This window comes from Enterobacter sp. EC_50, assembly GCF_019584525.1.
Classification (GTDB): domain Bacteria; phylum Pseudomonadota; class Gammaproteobacteria; order Enterobacterales; family Enterobacteriaceae; genus Enterobacter; species Enterobacter roggenkampii.
In genome coordinates this window covers 43,123-58,429 of sequence record NZ_VDAF01000003.1, presented here as the reverse complement: position 1 = coordinate 58,429, position 15,307 = coordinate 43,123, and the positions used below count along the sequence as shown (strand labels likewise).

Sequence of the window (15,307 nt, the reverse complement as noted above, 5' to 3'; positions counted from 1 at the left end):
TGTATAGACGTCTACATGTCTTTATTAGCAAACCCGTGAGGAGCAGGCCATGTCGCAATACCGTACCTTTACCGCTCAGGACGCCGTGGAATATGCCAGGCAGTTTGGCGGCCTTGACGATCCTTCATCGCTGGTGGAGGCGCAGGAGGTAGGCGACGGCAACCTCAATCTGGTGTTCAAAATCTTCGACAGCGCGGGCGTGAGCCGCATCATCGTTAAGCAGGCGCTGCCCTACGTGCGCTGCGTCGGCGAGTCCTGGCCGCTGACGCTGGATCGCGCCCGTCTGGAGGCGCAAACGCTGGTCGAGCACTACCGGCACAGCCCGCAGCACACCGTGAAAATCCACCACTTTGACCCGGAACTGGCGGTAATGGTGATGGAAGATCTCTCCAGCCATCGCATCTGGCGCGGCGAGCTGATCAAAAATAATTATTACCCGCAGGCGGCGCGTCAGCTGGGTGAATACCTCGCGCACGCGCTGTTCCACACCAGCGATTTCTTCCTGCATCCGCACGAGAAGAAAGCGCAGGTGGCGAAATTCATCAACCCGGAGATGTGCGAGATCACCGAAGATCTGTTCTTCAACGATCCGTACCAGATCCACGAACGCAACAGCTACCCGGCCGAGCTGGAAAATGACGTCGCCGCGCTACGCGACGACGCCCAGCTGAAAATTGCCGTGGCCTCCCTCAAGCACCGCTTCTTTTCTCAGGCTGAAGCCCTGCTGCACGGAGACATCCACAGCGGCTCGATTTTTGTGGCCGACGGCAGCCTGAAGGCCATCGACGCTGAGTTCGGCTATTTTGGCCCGATGGGCTTTGATATCGGCACCGCCATCGGCAACCTGCTGCTCAACTTCTGCGGCCTGCCGGGGCATCTGGGCATTCGCGATGCCGCCGCCGCGCGCGAGCAGCGCCTGACCGATATTCAGGAGCTGTGGAACACCTTCGCGGAACGCTTCCAGGTGCTGGCGCACGAGAAAACGCGCGACGCGGCGCTCAGCGCGCCGGGCTATGCCTCCGCGTTCCTGAAAAAGGTCTGGCATGACGCCATCGGCTTCTGCGGCACCGAACTCATTCGCCGCAGCGTCGGGCTTTCCCACGTCGCGGATATCGACACCATTCAGGACGAGGCGATGCGCCATGAATGCCTGCGCCACGCGATAACGCTCGGCAAGGCGCTGATCGTGATTGCCGATCGTATCGACAGCGCGGAAGATCTGGTGGCACGAGTGCGGCAGTACAGCTGAGAACGTTTGCCCGGTAGCGCTGCGCTTACCGGGCCTACGGGTGCAAAATGTAGGCCGGGTAAGGCAAAGCCGCCACCCGGCAAAAACTCACCCCAGATACTCAATCACCGACAGCCCGCCGTTATAGTCCGTGCTGTAGATAATTCCCTGCGCATCCACAAACACGTCGCACGACTGGATCACCTGCGGGCGATTCGGGCGGGTATCCATCATTTTCGCCGGCGCGGCGGGCACCAGCGCCCCCGTTTCAACCGGCCGATACGGATTAGAGATGTCATACGCGCGCACGCCCGCATTCTGCCAGGTGGCAAAAATCAGCGTGGAGCTGACAAAGCTCCCCGGCCGGTTCTCGTGCAGGTTGTGCGGGCCAAAATGCGCCCCTTTCGCCACGTAGTCGATTTCATCCGGCTGCGGGAAGGTAGAGATACTGACCGGGTTCGACGGCTCGCGGATATCAAACAGCCAGATCAGCTTCTCGCCGTCTTCCTGGTTATCGAGCACCGCTTCGTCCAGCACCACCAGCAGATCGCGGTCCGGCAGCGGCAGCGCGGTGTGCGTGCCGCCGCCAAACGGCGGACTCCAGTTACGGTGGCTAATGAGCTTAGGCTGGGTGCGATCCTTAACGTCCAGCAGCGTCAGGCCGCCGTCGCGCCAGCTGCCGTACGCGGTATCGCCGGCAATAATCGCATGGTGGAGCGCGTAGCGTTTACCTTCCGGCCAGTTAGGCTTCTCCCCTTCTGCCTGATTCATCCCCGGCAGCCACCAGCGCCCTGCCACCTCAGGCTTACGCGGGTCGGCCAGGTCAATCGTCAGAAAGATGTAGTCGGTAAAGCCGTCAATAAGCGCCGACACGTACGCCCAGCGGCCACCGACGTACCAGATGCGGTGAATACCGATGCCGCTCAGCGACAGAAAGCCGATTTCGCGCGGCCTGTCCGGCGTGGAGATATCAAACACGCGCAGCCCGGCGCTCCAGCCTTTGTCCTGCACGTCGCTGACGGTCTCGCCCACCTGCCGGGTGTAGTAGACCTTCTCGTCTGCAAAACGCGCATCGGCAAACAGATCCCGGGCGTTGATGACCAGCAGCAGGTCATCATGCGCCTGGAGGTGCACGTTCCAGGTGCCGGGCGGCGCGGGAACATAGCCTGCGGGTTTCGGGTTTTTCGGGTCGCGCACGTCCACTATCGAAAAGCCCTGCGACACCATATGGCCGATCCAGGCGAAACCGCGGTGCACCATCAGCTGCACGCCGTCCGGGCGACCGCCCTGATCGCTATGGCCAATCAGCCGCATATTGCGGCTGTATTCGGGAGGGGGTAAATGAGTCACCTTGAGCTCCTTTCGCCGGGTGGCGGCTGCGCCTTACCCGGCCTACCAAACCGTAGGCCCGGTAAGCGCAGCGCCACCGGGCATTATTTTGACCTGGCTTCCAGCGTCGCAAACCACGGCGCAATGAAATCTTCCGTCTGGCCCCAGCCTGGAATGATTTTCCCCAGCGACGCTACGTTCACCGCGCCCGGCTGAGCGGTCAGCAGGGCCTGCGGGATGGCCGCGGCTTTAAAATCGTAGGTGGCCGGGGTCGGTTCACCGGCAATTTTATTGGCCACCAGACGCACGTTGGTGGCCCCAATCAGCTTAGGATCCACCGCCACGCTCACCTTCCACGGGCTGCCCGGCTCGCGCATCAGCTGTAGATCCTGGTTGGAGATGTCGATGCTGTAGAGCTTGATCTCGGTGCGGCCGTTCTCTTTCAGCGCCTTATAGGCGCCCTGGCTGAAGGCGTCCCAGGTGCCCCAGATGGCGTCGATTTTACCTTTCGGGTATTTCGCCAGGATCGCGCCCACCTTGTTGGCGGTGTCACCCTGCACGTCAGACGAGACCGCGCCGATAGACTCCAGCTCTTTGATCTCCGGATACTGCTTTTGCAGCGCTTTATAGGCCGCCTGACGACGCTCCATCGGCGGGAAACCCGCCACCCACAGCTTGACGATATTGGCTTTGCCGTTGAAATCTTTCGCCAACTGGCCGAAGGAGAGATTGGTCAGGGAGGCATCATCCTGCTGGGTAACGGTCACGCCCGGGATCTCGCCGTTCACCGCGGTGTCAAATACCGCGACTTTGATCCCGGCATCCACCGCTTTCTTCACCAGCGCGGTCGCATACGGATCGCGCCCCTGGGAGAGAATAATCCCGTCATATTTCTGGCTGATGGCCTGGTTCACAAAGTCCTGGAATTTGGCATCGTCCCCGTTGCTTAAAAAGGTGCTGACCTTAAAGCCGAGCTTCTTGCCTTCCTGAATCGCTCCGGCAATAAACTGCGTGGTGTTGTCGTCTGAGCCGAGGTTACGGATCACCGCGATGCGGATCGGGCCGTCGTGGTTAGCAATGGCTGGTGGAAGCGGTGCCGGCGTGGCCGCAAAGCCAGGCAGAGCAGTGAATAACCCTAATGCCACCAAAGAGCGTGCAATCTTTTTCATTTTTTATCCCGTTGTGTTGTCAGCGTTTTTGTATGTAGGTAATCGCCAGCGCTACCGCGAGCACCAGACCTTTTATAATGTCCATGGCGTAATACGGCACCGAGAGCATCACCAGCCCGTTCGACAGCACGCCAAGAATGATTGCTCCGACCAGGGTTCCCAGCGCGTTCGGCTTGCCGGAGCCGGCCAGCGAGAAGCCGATCCACGCCGCCGCCACCGCATCCATCAGGTAGCCGCCGCCCGCATTGACCTGCGACGAACCGATGCGCGAGGCCAGCAAAATCCCACCCAGGCCCGCCAGCAGAGAGGCAATCACGTAGGCCGCGACCTTGTAACGGGTAGTGCGGATGCCGGAAAGGCGAGCCGCTTCCGGGTTACCGCCGATGGCGTACATCCGACGGCCGTGGGTGGTCAATGACAGGCCCAGCTGCGCCAGAATGGTCACCGCCAGCATGATGATCACGATGGTTGGCACCTGCCCCAGCAGGCTGAACGCCGCCGGAATGGTCCCTTCCGCCATGTCACCGCTCGGCAGCACCATGTTCTCGGTGATCGACCCGCCGTAGCTGTAAGTCATCGCCACGCCCTGAATCACAAACAGGCTGGCCAGCGTCGCGAGCATGTCCGGAATGCGCAGGATAACGATCAGAAAGGCGTTAAACAGCCCCACCAGCGTGCAGAGCGCAAGGGTGATAAGAATCGACTCGGTAGTACCGAAGCCGTGCCAGACGAAAAGGGAAATCACCAGCGCGTTCGCCAGCGACGCGGTAGACCCCACGGAGAGATCGAACCCGCCGATGGTCAGCGAGATCGACACGCCGATGGCAATCACCGTCACGATGGCAATCGAACGCAGAATATTGATGATGTTGTTCGGATCGAGGAAGCTGTCCGACGCCAGGCCAAAGACGGCCACCAGCGCGACGACGGTTAACAGCATGCCCCACTTGTAGAGAAATTCGAAAATCTGCTGACGGCCAGACGCCGTCGCGTTTACTGAAAGGGCCTTGCTCACGACGCCGTTCCTCCGGTTGAATAATAAAGTAGTGTCTCTTCACGGGCCTCGGCCCCGGCGATTTCCGCCACGATGCGCCCGTCCCACAGCACGCAGATGCGGTCGCATAGCCCGACCAGTTCGGCAAATTCGCCCGAGGCGTAAATCACCCCTTTGCCCTCGCGCGCCAGGCCGTCAATCAGCTGGAACAGATCGGTTTTGGCCTTCACGTCCACGCCTTTGGTCGGCTCGTCGAAGATCAGCACGCTCGCGTCATTGCGCAGCCATTTGCCGATGGCGATCTTCTGCTGATTGCCGCCGGAGAGACGTCGCAAAACCTGCCCGGGTCCGCGGGCGCGCACGCCAACGCGGGCGATCACCTCCTCCGCCCAGCGCCACGCCTGACGATGGCCGAACAGGCTCCAGCGCGAAAAGCTGTTATCGGCGCACACGGCAAGATTCATGCTCACAGTCTCGTCGATAAAAATGCCCTCTTTGCGCCGCTCTTCCGGCACCAGCGCCAGGCCGCGCAGCACCGAGTCCGCCGGGTCGCGCGGTTTCCAGTCCTGATGGTTCAGCTCGCCGTTCGCGACGCGGCTTTTACTGGCGCCAAACAGCGCCTTACAGAGTTCGGTTTTGCCCGCGCCCGCCAGCCCGGCAATGCCGAGAATTTCGCCCTTGCGCAGGTGCAGCGAGATATCTTTCAGCAGCGCGTCGTCGTGCAGCCCTTCAACCCGCAGCAGCGTTTCGTCGCCGTGCGGCGGCCGCGCGGGCGGGTAGATATCGCTCAGCACGTGGCCGAGCATCTTCTCGACGATCGCTTCGCCGCTCAGATCGGCCATCGGGCCGGACTCAATCAGCTTGCCGTCGCGGAGCACCGTCAGGGTGTCGCAGATGGCCTTCAGCTCGTGAATGCGGTGTGAGATAAACACCACGCCGATGCCCTGCTGCTTTAACCGTCTCACCACCGCAAACAGGCGCTCGCTCTCGTGCGCGTCCAGCGGCGCGGTGGGCTCATCAAGAATGAGAAAACGGCAGTGGTGTGACAGCGCACGCGCCAGCAAAATCTGCTGCTTTTCGGCAAGCGTGCAGCTGTCGATGGAGCGGCGAACGTCCAGAGAAACATCCAGCTGCGCCAGCGCCTGTCTCGCCTGCTGGCGGATGGCGCGCCAGCTGAAGCGATGCCCCGGCTGCGCCAGCTGGTCGAGCATGATGTTCTCGGCGATGCTCAACCCCGGGATCAGCGCCACGTCCACCTCCTGCTGCACGAGGTGGATCCCCAGCCGTTTGGCGTCCAGCGGCTCGCGGATGCTTACCGGCTGGTTATTGATGGAGATTTCACCCTCATAGTGGTCGTGCGTCCCGCACAGCACCGCCATCAGCGTCGATTTCCCCGCGCCGTTGGCGCCGGTCAGCGCATGTACCGATCCGCCGGTTAAGGTGAAGTTCACGCGCGACAGCGCCTGAAAGCCGGAAAAGGCCAGGCTGATACCGCGCATCTCAAGGCGACTGGAAACCATCCGCGTAAATCCTTCATAACTCTTCTGATTTATCGAATTTTTCACAGCTCCGGTTGACTGACAACGACGGAAAAGGCATAAGTTAAAGCGAAATATTATTAGCCATCCGGATGTCCAGACATAACATCGGGTTAGCGCTTGCTAAAAAAGGACAACACCATGAGCAACACCGATATCCGCGTCGTGCCTGGCCCGGCGAACTACTTCTCCCATCCCGGAAGCCTTGCGCGTCTGAATGACTTCTTTACCCCGGAGCAGCTTTCCCGCGCGGTGTGGATTTACGGCGAGCGCGCTATCGACGGCGCGCGCCCGTTCCTGCCGGAGAGCTTTCACGCGCCGGGGGCGAAACGCCTGCTGTTTAAAGGCCACTGCAGCGAGCGCGACGTCACTCATCTGGTGAACGAATCCGGCAGTGACGCCAGCGTGGTGATTGGCGTCGGCGGCGGTGCGGTGCTGGATACCGTCAAGGCCGTGGCGCGTCGTCTGGGCGTGCCGTTCGTGGGTATCCCCACCATTGCCGCCACCTGCGCGGCGTGGACGCCACTCTCCGTCTGGTACAACGATGCCGGTCAGGCGCTGCAGTTTGAGATCTTCGATGACGCCAACTTCCTGGTGCTGGTGGAGCCGCAGATCGTTCTCAACGCCCCGGCCGAATACCTGCTGGCGGGTATCGGCGATACGCTGGCGAAGTGGTACGAAGCGGTAGTGCTTGCTCCGCAGCCTGAAAACCTGCCGCTGACCGTGCGGCTGGGCATCAACGGCGCGCTGGCGATCCGCGACGTTCTGCTGGAGCACAGTGAGGAAGCGCTGGCCGACCAGCAGCGCGGCGAACAGACGCAGGTCTTTCGGGACGTGGTGGATGCAATAATCGCCGGCGGCGGGATGGTCGGCGGTCTGGGTGAACGCTATACCCGCGTGGCGGCGGCGCATGCGGTGCACAACGGTTTAACCGTGCTGCCGCAGACGGAAAAATACCTGCACGGCACCAAGGTGGCCTACGGCATTCTGGTCCAGAGCGCCCTGCTCGGCCAGGACGACGTGCTGGCGCAGCTGGTGGCGGCGTACCGGCGCTTTAACCTGCCGACCACGCTTCGCGCGCTGGACGTCGATATTCACAACCGAGACGAGCTGGATAAGGTTATAGCCCACACCCTGCGTCCGGTGGAGTCAATTCACTCTCTGCCGGTGACGTTAACGCCCGACGTTCTGCGCGCCGCGTTTGAGAAGGTGGAATCCTTCAGCCGTTAATCGCGCCGACAGGCTATACCTAATGATGATTCTCACCACTCTCGTCACGAGGTCATCATGCAGATCGATTTAACAGGTAAAAAGGCGCTGGTTACCGGCGCCAGCCGTGGATTGGGTCGGGCTATCGCGCTGTCGCTGGCACGCGCCGGTGCCGATGTGGTTATTACGTATGAAAAATCCGCCGATAAAGCCCAGGCGGTCGCCGATGAAATTAAGGCGCTTGGGCGGCACGGCGAAGCGATTCAGGCCGACAGCGCCAGCGCGCAGGCGATTCAGGATGCCGTCACCCATGCAGCGCGTTCCCTTGGCGGGCTGGACATTCTGGTCAACAACGCGGGTATCGCGCGCGGCGGCCCGCTGGAGTCCATGACCCTGGCGGACATCGACGCGCTGATCAACGTCAACATTCGCGGCGTGGTGATCGCCATTCAGGAAGCGCTGGTGCACATGTCCGACGGCGGGCGCATCATCAACATCGGCAGCTGTCTGGCGAACCGCGTGGCGATGCCGGGTATTGCCGTTTACTCGATGACCAAGTCAGCCCTCAACTCCCTCACCCGCGGCCTGGCGCGCGATCTGGGGCCGCGCGGCATTACCGTTAACCTGGTGCATCCCGGACCGACCAACAGCGATATGAACCCGGAAGACGGCGAACAGGCGGAAGCCCAGCGCCAGATGATCGCGGTCGGCCACTACGGCCAGCCGGAAGATATCGCGGCGGCGGTCACCTTCCTCGCCAGCCCGGCTGCCGGGCAGATCTCCGGCACAGGGCTGGATGTCGACGGCGGGTTGAACGCCTGATCGCACCTTTTCTGCAAGCCTCTGTCGCCCGGCAGAGGCCTTGTCGAGCCGCCTCGATGTTTCGCTTTTTACCGCTTACTTCCGTTTTATGTCCGCTCTACAGTACCTCATAAGAAATTCGGAATTTATCTAATAGTCTTATTATTTCCTTATAATTTGTGCGGGCGTACAGTGGAGGTACGGATGAAGATTGTCTGGTCTAATGGTGCAAAAAAGGCTTTTTCCAGAATTGACGAGCGGTATCAACGCCGCATTGAGGTAAAGCTTGCCGAACTAGATGACCGCTCGGCACCCCGGCCCGATATCAAAAAAATATCGGCGACAGAAAATCATTTCCGGCTACGCGTTGGCGATTACCGCATCATCTATACGCTTCGGGACGATCCCGATAACCATTGTTATGTTTTAGCCGTCAAGCGCAGAACTTCAACGACTTACCTGCATGAGGAGAAAGCCACCTATGGCTGTTCAGCTAATTAAGGACGATAACGGTAAAACGCAGTATGTGGTTATTCCTTATCACGAATACTTCCGCATGTGCTCACAGATGGCAGAGATCGACGACGAAACCGATGACGATCTGGAGGATATTGAGGTCGAACACGATAGTCTGGATGACGTGGAATTGCCCGGAGACGTGTGCAGCATCATGACCTGGCAGAACGTCAGCCTGCAGGCCGCGTGGCGTATCCTGCGCGGGCTATCCCAGCAGGAGGTGGCGGAGAAACTCGGCATCAGCCAGTCCGCCGTGTCACAGCTGGAAGCGCTGGACTCCCGTCCGCAAAAGCGCACCCGCGAAAAGCTGGCGGCGATCTACGGCTGTAAGCAGGAGCAGATCAGCCTCTATCTCCCGAAAGAGGGTTAACAGCACTTCGCCCCGCCCTTGCCACCGTAGCGGGCGTCCTGGCGGTCGCGGAAAAATTCTTCGTAGGTCATGGGCGTCTGGTCTGGATGATTGACGCGCATATGCTCGACGTAGTTGTCGTAGTCCGGCACGCCAATCATCATTTTGGCGGCCTGTCCCAGGTACTTACCGGCTTTGGAAAGGGTGTCGAACATAGTTCTGATCTCACAAGAAATGTAGGCCGGGTAAGGCGAAGCCGCCACCCGGCACACGGGTTAATGCGCCCCTTTGGCCTGGGTCACAATCTCTTCCAGGTTTTCAGGCATTGGCTCATACGGCGTCTCTTTCGCCGTTGGCGCGTCGACTTTCAACGCCGCCAGCGCGGTCCTGAGAGAATACAACGCCAGCACCACGACCACCACCATAAAGAAGATGGTCAGCCCGGCGTCCAGACGGTTGTTAAACACCAGCTGCGACAGCTGCGATTCGGTGTACTGTGCCGGGATCTTGCCGCTGTCGATCATCGCCTGGAACTTGTTGGCAATCGCCAGGAAGCCCACCTTGTTATCCGGGCTGAAGGCCTTCTGCCAGCCCGCCGTCAGGGTACAGACCAGCAGCCACGCGGTCGGCACCAGCGCCACCCACGCGTAACGCTGGCGCTTCATCTTGAACAGCACCACCGCGCAGAGCATCAGCGCCATGCCCGCCAGCATCTGGTTGGCGATACCGAACAGCGGCCACAGGGTGTTAATCCCGCCCAGCGGATCGACCACGCCCTGATGCAGGAAATAGCCCCACGCCAGCACGCACAGCGCCGTCGCCAGCAGGTTAGCCGGGAGCGAATCGGTCCGCTTCAGGTTCGGGGAGATGACGCCCAACAGATCCTGCAGCATAAAGCGCGCCGCACGGGTTCCCGCATCCACCGCCGTCAGGATAAACAGCGCTTCAAACAGAATGGCGAAGTGATACCAGAACGAGACATCCATCAGCCCGCCCAGCGCGCCGTGGAGAATATACGCCATGCCGACCGCCAGCGTCGGCGCCCCGCCCGCGCGGGAGATAATCGACTGCTCGCCCACTTCGCTGGCGATGCTCGTCAACGTTTCAGGCGTAATCGCAAAGCCCCAGCCGCTCACCACCTGCGCGGCGGATGCCACCACGTCAACGGTTCCGGCAGGCGCCAGCACCGCCATCGGGCTGTTCATCGCGAAGTACACGCCCGGGTCGATGATACAGGCCGAAACCAGCGCCATGATGGCGACGAAAGACTCCATCAGCATGCCGCCGTAGCCAATCAGGCAGGCCTGATTTTCATTCGCCAGCATCTTCGGCGTCGTCCCGGAGGCGATCAGCGCGTGGAAGCCCGACACCGCACCGCAGGCGATGGTAATAAACAGGAACGGGAACAGATTGCCGGTCCAGACCGGGCCGGTACCGTCGATAAATTTGGTTAACGCCGGCATGGTCAGCGTTGGGCGCATAATCAGAATACCGATTGCCAGCCCGACAATGGTGCCGATTTTCAGGAAGGTAGAGAGGTAGTCACGCGGGGCCAGCAGCAGCCATACCGGCAGCACCGCCGCCACAAAGCCGTAGCCCACCAGCATCCAGGTCAGCTGCACGCCGGTAAAGTCGAAGAACGGCGCCCAGGTCGGGCTTTCCGCCACCCAGCCGCCGGAGATAATGGCGAACACCAGGAATACCAGGCCAATCACCGACACTTCACCAATGCGGCCCGGACGCAGGTAGCGGATGTAGATCCCCATGAACAGCGCCAGCGGAATGGTAAAGGCAACGGTATAGGTTCCCCACGGGCTGTGGGTCAGCGCTTTCACCACAATCATCGCCAGCACCGCGAGGATGATCACCATGATCATAAAGGTCGCCACCAGCGCAATCACCCCGGCAGTGGCCCCCATCTCCTCTTTCACCAGCTCACCCAGCGAACGTCCGTCGCGGCGGGTAGAGACGAACAGCACCATAAAGTCCTGCACCGCCCCCGCCAGCACCACGCCCGCGAGGATCCAGATCATCCCCGGCAGGTAGCCCATTTGCGCCGCCAGCACCGGCCCCACCAGCGGGCCTGCCCCGGCAATCGCCGCAAAATGGTGACCGAACAGCACTTTCTTGTCGGTCGGCACATAGTCCAGACCGTCGTTATGGCGGACGGCAGGCGTCATGCGCGTTGCATCAACGCCCAGGACGTTCTTGGCGATATAGCGGCCATAAAAACGATAGGCGATCAGGTAAACGCAGACCGAGGCAACGACGATCCAGAGCGCGTTGATTTGCTCTCCCCGGTTGAGGGCGATATAGCCCAGGGCAAAAGCTCCCACAACGGAGAGCCCTGCCCATGTAAGGTATTTCCCTGAGTTGTTCATAGTTGTTGTCCGTTGTCGTGAAACAGTGAGATGTTACATTTTGTTTCTAGAACAACCGGAAAAATTTAACAACTTTGAAACGCAATAATGCGTGGTCAAACCAGAGATTTACACCACAGTGTTAAGCCGATCACTTTGATCTGCCTGAGTTAGCCCAGCACCATCGTGCTTAACCGGCAGGTACAGCACCGCCGCCCCTGCTCGTCGAAGACCCCAATCTCCCAGCTCTGGCTCGAACGCCCAAGATGCAGCGGCTGACACACGCCGCGAACCTTGCCGTGGGATACCGCCCGATGATGCGTGGCGTTCAGCTCCGTTCCCACCACGCTCTGCCCGTCGCGGGTCATCAGAAATCCGGCCATTGAGCCGAGCGTTTCCGCCAGCGCCGCCGAGGCCCCGCCGTGCAGCAGGCCAAACGGCTGATGGGTACGCGCATCCACCGGCATCTCCGCTTCCAGCGCGTCATCCCCGAGGCGGGTATAGACGATGCCCAGGTTCGCCACCAGGGTATTCACGCTGGTGGCGTTCAGCTCCTCAAGCGATAAATGACGTTTCCAGATCATTTACGCCCCCAGCGTGGAGCCGCCGTCCACCACGATATCCTGCAGGGTGATATGGCTGGCGGCATCGGAGGCAAGGAACAGCACGGTCGCAGCTATCTCCTGCGGGCGGGCAATTTTGCCCAGCGGGATACCGAGCTTAAACTGCTCGCCGAAGCCGCGAATGCGCTGCTGCTCCGCATCGTCGCTTTTCCACAGGGTGCGTTGCATATCGGTGTCAGTTGAGCCTGGCGACACCAGGTTACAGCGCACGCCGCTGCCCGCCAGCTCCAGCCCGACGGTCAGGGCCAGGCTTTTCAGCGCCGCTTTCGATGCGCCGTAGGCGCTCATGCCGATGCGCGGCGCGTGCGCCGCGTCGGACGCCACGGTAACAATCGCCCCGCCCTGCTGACGGCGGAACTGGCCCATGGTCTGCTGGAACAGGTTGAATGCGCCGCCGACGTTGACCGCGAAGGTCTGCTGCCAGTCCTCCTGCGAAAGCTGGTCCGTCGCCCCCATGCGCAGAATGCCCGCCGCGTTGACCAGCACGTCAAGGCGGTCGAGCGATGCCAGCACGCGCCCGCACACCTCCTGCACCTGCCCGGCATCCGCCACGTCCAGCGTTTCGGTGGCAAACGGATAGTCATTCTGCGGGAAGGCCAAATCGAACCCGGTCACCTGCGCGCCGGCTTCGGCAAACGCCAGTGCGGTCGCGTAGCCAATCCCCTTCCCCGCGCCCGTGACCCAGACGGTTTTGCCGGTGAAATCAAACACCATCACTTCACCTCGCGGGACAGCAGCGCCCACCAGGCGTCGAGTGTGGGATTTTTGGCCAGCATCACGAAATCGATATCGCCGTGTACTTTGCGCCAGCGGGCGGCCAGCGCCATCATGCGCACTGAATCCAGGCCGTAGTCGATCAGGTTTTCGTCATCCATCGGCTCGTCGGACTCGTCCAGCAGCGGCAGGATCAGCGCGCGCAGCGCGGCCTTCGAGGCCGGAACGGACGGCAGCAGCTCGTCGGTCATCACCACGCGGCCCGAGCGTCCTGCAACGTAGTTCAGCGACATCAGGTGCTCGTCGCGGGTGAAGTCCGCCAGCGCGTCGGCAATGAAGAACGGCTTAATGTCGCGCATAAAGGCGTCGGTGGCGGTGGTCATGCAGCCGATGTGGGCATACACGCCGGTAATCAACAGCTGGTTGCGCCCCGTTTCTTTCAGCATCTGCTCCAGCGGCGAGCGGTGGAACGCGCTGTAGCGCCACTTCACCAGCACCGTGTCCGCTTCGTCCGGCGCCAGCTCGGCGACGATACGCTGCTGCTCCGGGGAGCGGGTCAGGCCCGGCCCCCACATGTCGTTCAGCAGGGCGCGGTCTTCATCGCTCTGCTCTTTCGGCTGCGCGGTGTAGTACACCGGGATATTGTGTTCTTTGCAGTACGCGCGCAGTCTGGCGATGTTCGCGACTACCTGCTGCATCATGTCGCTATTTTCACCCCAGAAATTCAGGAAGTACTCCTGCATATCGTGGATCAGCAGCGCCGCACGCTCGGGCTCAAACGCCCAGTTCACCTTGCTGGTCGGCAGCTCTGCGGCGGTCGGCAGCGCGTAAGCGGTTAATTTTGGAATGGCCATACTCTGTTCCTCAGCCCCGGGCGCGTTCAGCAAGCCACAGGCGCAACTGTTTCTTATCGACTTTGCCGACCGGCGTCAGCGGAAGCGCATCCACGCTCTCTACGCGATCCGGCAGCTTGAATTCGGCGACGCCCTGCTCGCGCAGGAAGCGACGCACCTCGACCGCGCGCAGGGGCTGTTTCACCACCAGATACGCGCAGCTCTTCTCGCCCAGCAGGCTGTCCTCCATGCTCACCAGCGCGGCGTGGATCACCGACCCATGGCGCAGCAGCAGGTTCTCGATCTCCTCGGCGGCGATCTTCTCGCCGCCGCGGTTGATCTGATCCTTCTCGCGCCCCTGCACGGTGATGTAGCCCTGATCGTCAATGGCGATCAGATCCCCGGAGCAGTAAAAGCCGTCGGCGTCGAAGGCGCTGGCGTTGTGTTCCGGGCTGTTGAAATAGCCGCGGAAGGTGTACGGGCCGCGCGTCATCAGGCGTCCGACCTCCCCGCGCGGCAGCGGGTTGCCGTGCTCGTCCGCCACCCACACTTCGTCGTCCGGGCACATCGGGCGGCCCTGGGTGTTGATGATGCGTTCCGGCGCGTCGTCGAGGGCGGTGTAGTTCACCAGCCCTTCCGCCATGCCGAACACCTGCTGCAGCTGGCAGCCAATTTCCGCCGGAATACGCGCCGCGAGCGTGGCGGAAAGGCGCGCGCCGCCCACCTGCAGCAGCTTCAGTGATTTAAGCTGCGCGCTGTCCGCCCCGTCGGCAATCGCCTGCAGCCAGAGGCTGACGGCAGGCGGCACCAGCGAGGTGACGTTAATCTGATGCTGTTCAATCAGCGGGAAGCAGAGCGTCGCGCTCGGATCGTTCGCCAGCACCACGCAGCCGCCCGCGGTAAAGACGCCTAACGACCCCGGCGAGCTCATGGCGTAGTTGTGCGCCGCGGGCAGCGCGTTCAGGTAACGCGTTTCGGCGGTAATGCCGCAGATCTCGTTGCTGCGACGAATGCTGTAGTCATAGTCGTTGTGCGTTCGCGGGATCAGCTTCGGCGTGCCGGTGCTGCCGCCGGAGAGCTGGAAAAACGCCACCTCGTCGGCGGGCGTCGGGTTGGCAATAAAATTGTCCGCCGGGCGGGTAATCGCCGCCTCCAGCGCATGCTCGCCCCCGTCACCGCGAAGCAGGACGACGCGTACCGAACGGTGTTCACCCACGAAAGCGTTGAGGAAGTCATCGCCCGCAAACAGCGCGTGGTCGCGATCGGCGATCAGCACGGCGGGTTTGATCTGCGCCGCGTAGGCGTTGAGTTCGCTGCGCTGATGGCTAAAGAGCGCGTTCACCGGCGCGACGCCGATTTGCAGCAGCGCGAAAAAGGTCATGTAGAACTCGGCCACGTTGCCAAGCTGCACCAGCGCCGTCTCGCCGCGCTGCAATCCTCGCGCCTGAAGGGCTGAGGCCAGGTTGTTTACGGCCTGATTCAGCGCGCGGTAGGTAATGTGGCGATCGCTATCGATAATCGCCACCGCATCGCTGTCCGCCCGATCCGTCAGGATGTGGGTCAACGGCAGATCCTGCCAGTAGCCTTTTTCACGGTAGCGGCGGGCAAAATCCTCAGGCCAGCGGGTAAAGGGAATGGTCATGA

15 protein-coding genes are annotated in these 15,307 nt (G+C 61.4%); 5 read left to right on the top strand and 10 right to left on the bottom strand.

Going from position 1 to position 15,307, the window contains the following annotated elements:
* Nucleotides 1-49: 49 nt before the first annotated feature.
* Nucleotides 50-1,249 carry an S-methyl-5-thioribose kinase gene (gene mtnK / locus FHC48_RS03550; RefSeq protein WP_059363418.1) on the top strand — a complete coding sequence of 400 codons (1,200 nt, stop codon included), beginning with the start codon at nt 50-52 and terminating at the stop codon, nt 1,247-1,249.
* Between the two features lie 87 nt (nt 1,250-1,336).
* Here mtnK and FHC48_RS03545 read toward each other — a convergent pair whose 3' ends face one another.
* The 4 genes from FHC48_RS03545 to FHC48_RS03530 form a co-directional block, all read right to left on the bottom strand.
* Complete coding sequence (locus FHC48_RS03545; protein WP_072253847.1) at nt 1,337-2,578, bottom strand: LVIVD repeat-containing protein; 1,242 nt, start codon at nt 2,576-2,578, stop codon at nt 1,337-1,339.
* 83 nt (nt 2,579-2,661) lie between these two features.
* Nucleotides 2,662-3,726 (bottom strand): sugar ABC transporter substrate-binding protein, encoded by a 1,065-nt coding sequence (locus FHC48_RS03540; protein ID WP_025756309.1) that lies wholly within the window; start codon nt 3,724-3,726, stop codon nt 2,662-2,664.
* A gap of 19 nt (nt 3,727-3,745) precedes the next feature.
* Nucleotides 3,746-4,741, bottom strand: a complete 996-nt coding sequence (locus tag FHC48_RS03535) for an ABC transporter permease (protein ID WP_059363413.1) — start codon at nt 4,739-4,741, stop codon at nt 3,746-3,748.
* A complete protein-coding gene (locus FHC48_RS03530) occupies nt 4,738-6,240 on the bottom strand; it encodes a sugar ABC transporter ATP-binding protein (RefSeq protein ID WP_059363410.1) in 1,503 nt (500 codons plus the stop codon). The genes FHC48_RS03535 and FHC48_RS03530 overlap by 4 nt, the downstream gene beginning before the upstream one ends.
* 159 nt (nt 6,241-6,399) lie before the next feature.
* On the opposite strand from FHC48_RS03530, the gene FHC48_RS03525 reads away from it, so the two are divergent.
* The 4 genes from FHC48_RS03525 to FHC48_RS03510 all read left to right on the top strand — a co-directional run bounded on the left by FHC48_RS03525 (nt 6,400) and on the right by FHC48_RS03510 (nt 9,154).
* Nucleotides 6,400-7,488 (top strand): oxidoreductase, encoded by a 1,089-nt coding sequence (locus FHC48_RS03525; RefSeq protein WP_059363408.1) that lies wholly within the window; start codon nt 6,400-6,402, stop codon nt 7,486-7,488.
* Between the two features lie 57 nt (nt 7,489-7,545).
* Nucleotides 7,546-8,289, top strand: a complete 744-nt coding sequence (locus FHC48_RS03520) for an SDR family NAD(P)-dependent oxidoreductase (RefSeq protein WP_008500999.1) — start codon at nt 7,546-7,548, stop codon at nt 8,287-8,289.
* 183 nt (nt 8,290-8,472) lie between these two features.
* On the top strand, nt 8,473-8,769 hold the full coding sequence (locus FHC48_RS03515) for a type II toxin-antitoxin system RelE/ParE family toxin (RefSeq protein ID WP_023326881.1): 297 nt from the start codon (nt 8,473-8,475) through the stop codon (nt 8,767-8,769).
* On the top strand, nt 8,750-9,154 hold the full coding sequence (locus FHC48_RS03510) for a helix-turn-helix domain-containing protein (RefSeq protein ID WP_008500997.1): 405 nt from the start codon (nt 8,750-8,752) through the stop codon (nt 9,152-9,154). Before FHC48_RS03515 ends, FHC48_RS03510 begins: the two co-directional genes overlap by 20 nt.
* Here the strand turns inward: FHC48_RS03510 and FHC48_RS03505 are convergent.
* The 6 genes from FHC48_RS03505 to entE all read right to left on the bottom strand — a co-directional run bounded on the left by FHC48_RS03505 (nt 9,151) and on the right by entE (nt 15,305).
* Nucleotides 9,151-9,348, bottom strand: coding sequence for a YbdD/YjiX family protein (locus tag FHC48_RS03505; RefSeq protein WP_006809671.1), 198 nt, complete (start codon nt 9,346-9,348; stop codon nt 9,151-9,153). The genes FHC48_RS03510 and FHC48_RS03505 overlap by 4 nt on opposite strands.
* A 60-nt stretch (nt 9,349-9,408) precedes the next feature.
* Entirely contained in the window at nt 9,409-11,514 is a 2,106-nt protein-coding gene (gene cstA, locus FHC48_RS03500; protein WP_045335465.1) for a pyruvate/proton symporter CstA, read from the bottom strand.
* Between the two features lie 149 nt (nt 11,515-11,663).
* On the bottom strand, nt 11,664-12,077 hold the full coding sequence (entH, locus tag FHC48_RS03495) for a proofreading thioesterase EntH (RefSeq protein WP_008500995.1): 414 nt from the start codon (nt 12,075-12,077) through the stop codon (nt 11,664-11,666).
* On the bottom strand, nt 12,078-12,830 hold the full coding sequence (entA, locus tag FHC48_RS03490) for a 2,3-dihydro-2,3-dihydroxybenzoate dehydrogenase EntA (RefSeq protein WP_021242609.1): 753 nt from the start codon (nt 12,828-12,830) through the stop codon (nt 12,078-12,080).
* Nucleotides 12,830-13,684 (bottom strand): isochorismatase, encoded by an 855-nt coding sequence (locus tag FHC48_RS03485; protein ID WP_059363406.1) that lies wholly within the window; start codon nt 13,682-13,684, stop codon nt 12,830-12,832. The genes entA and FHC48_RS03485 overlap by 1 nt, the downstream gene beginning before the upstream one ends.
* Before the next feature lie 10 nt (nt 13,685-13,694).
* Nucleotides 13,695-15,305, bottom strand: coding sequence for a (2,3-dihydroxybenzoyl)adenylate synthase EntE (gene entE, locus FHC48_RS03480; protein ID WP_059363404.1), 1,611 nt, complete (start codon nt 15,303-15,305; stop codon nt 13,695-13,697).
* Nucleotides 15,306-15,307 lie beyond the last annotated feature (2 nt).

Excerpts from the sequence above, each read along its gene's own strand:
- entA (WP_021242609.1), bottom strand. The coding sequence starts at position 12,830 with ATGGTGTTTGATTTCACCGGCAAAACCGTCTGGGTCACGGGCGCGGGG.
- FHC48_RS03540 (WP_025756309.1), bottom strand. The coding sequence starts at position 3,726 with ATGAAAAAGATTGCACGCTCTTTGGTGGCATTAGGGTTATTCACTGCT.
- FHC48_RS03515 (WP_023326881.1), top strand. The coding sequence starts at position 8,473 with ATGAAGATTGTCTGGTCTAATGGTGCAAAAAAGGCTTTTTCCAGAATT.
- FHC48_RS03505 (WP_006809671.1), bottom strand. The coding sequence starts at position 9,348 with ATGTTCGACACCCTTTCCAAAGCCGGTAAGTACCTGGGACAGGCCGCC.
- FHC48_RS03485 (WP_059363406.1), bottom strand. The coding sequence starts at position 13,684 with ATGGCCATTCCAAAATTAACCGCTTACGCGCTGCCGACCGCCGCAGAG.
- FHC48_RS03525 (WP_059363408.1), top strand. The coding sequence starts at position 6,400 with ATGAGCAACACCGATATCCGCGTCGTGCCTGGCCCGGCGAACTACTTC.
- entH (WP_008500995.1), bottom strand. The coding sequence starts at position 12,077 with ATGATCTGGAAACGTCATTTATCGCTTGAGGAGCTGAACGCCACCAGC.
- FHC48_RS03530 (WP_059363410.1), bottom strand. The coding sequence starts at position 6,240 with ATGGTTTCCAGTCGCCTTGAGATGCGCGGTATCAGCCTGGCCTTTTCC.
- FHC48_RS03520 (WP_008500999.1), top strand. The coding sequence starts at position 7,546 with ATGCAGATCGATTTAACAGGTAAAAAGGCGCTGGTTACCGGCGCCAGC.
- cstA (WP_045335465.1), bottom strand. The coding sequence starts at position 11,514 with ATGAACAACTCAGGGAAATACCTTACATGGGCAGGGCTCTCCGTTGTG.
- FHC48_RS03510 (WP_008500997.1), top strand. The coding sequence starts at position 8,750 with ATGGCTGTTCAGCTAATTAAGGACGATAACGGTAAAACGCAGTATGTG.
- mtnK (WP_059363418.1), top strand. The coding sequence starts at position 50 with ATGTCGCAATACCGTACCTTTACCGCTCAGGACGCCGTGGAATATGCC.
- entE (WP_059363404.1), bottom strand. The coding sequence starts at position 15,305 with ATGACCATTCCCTTTACCCGCTGGCCTGAGGATTTTGCCCGCCGCTAC.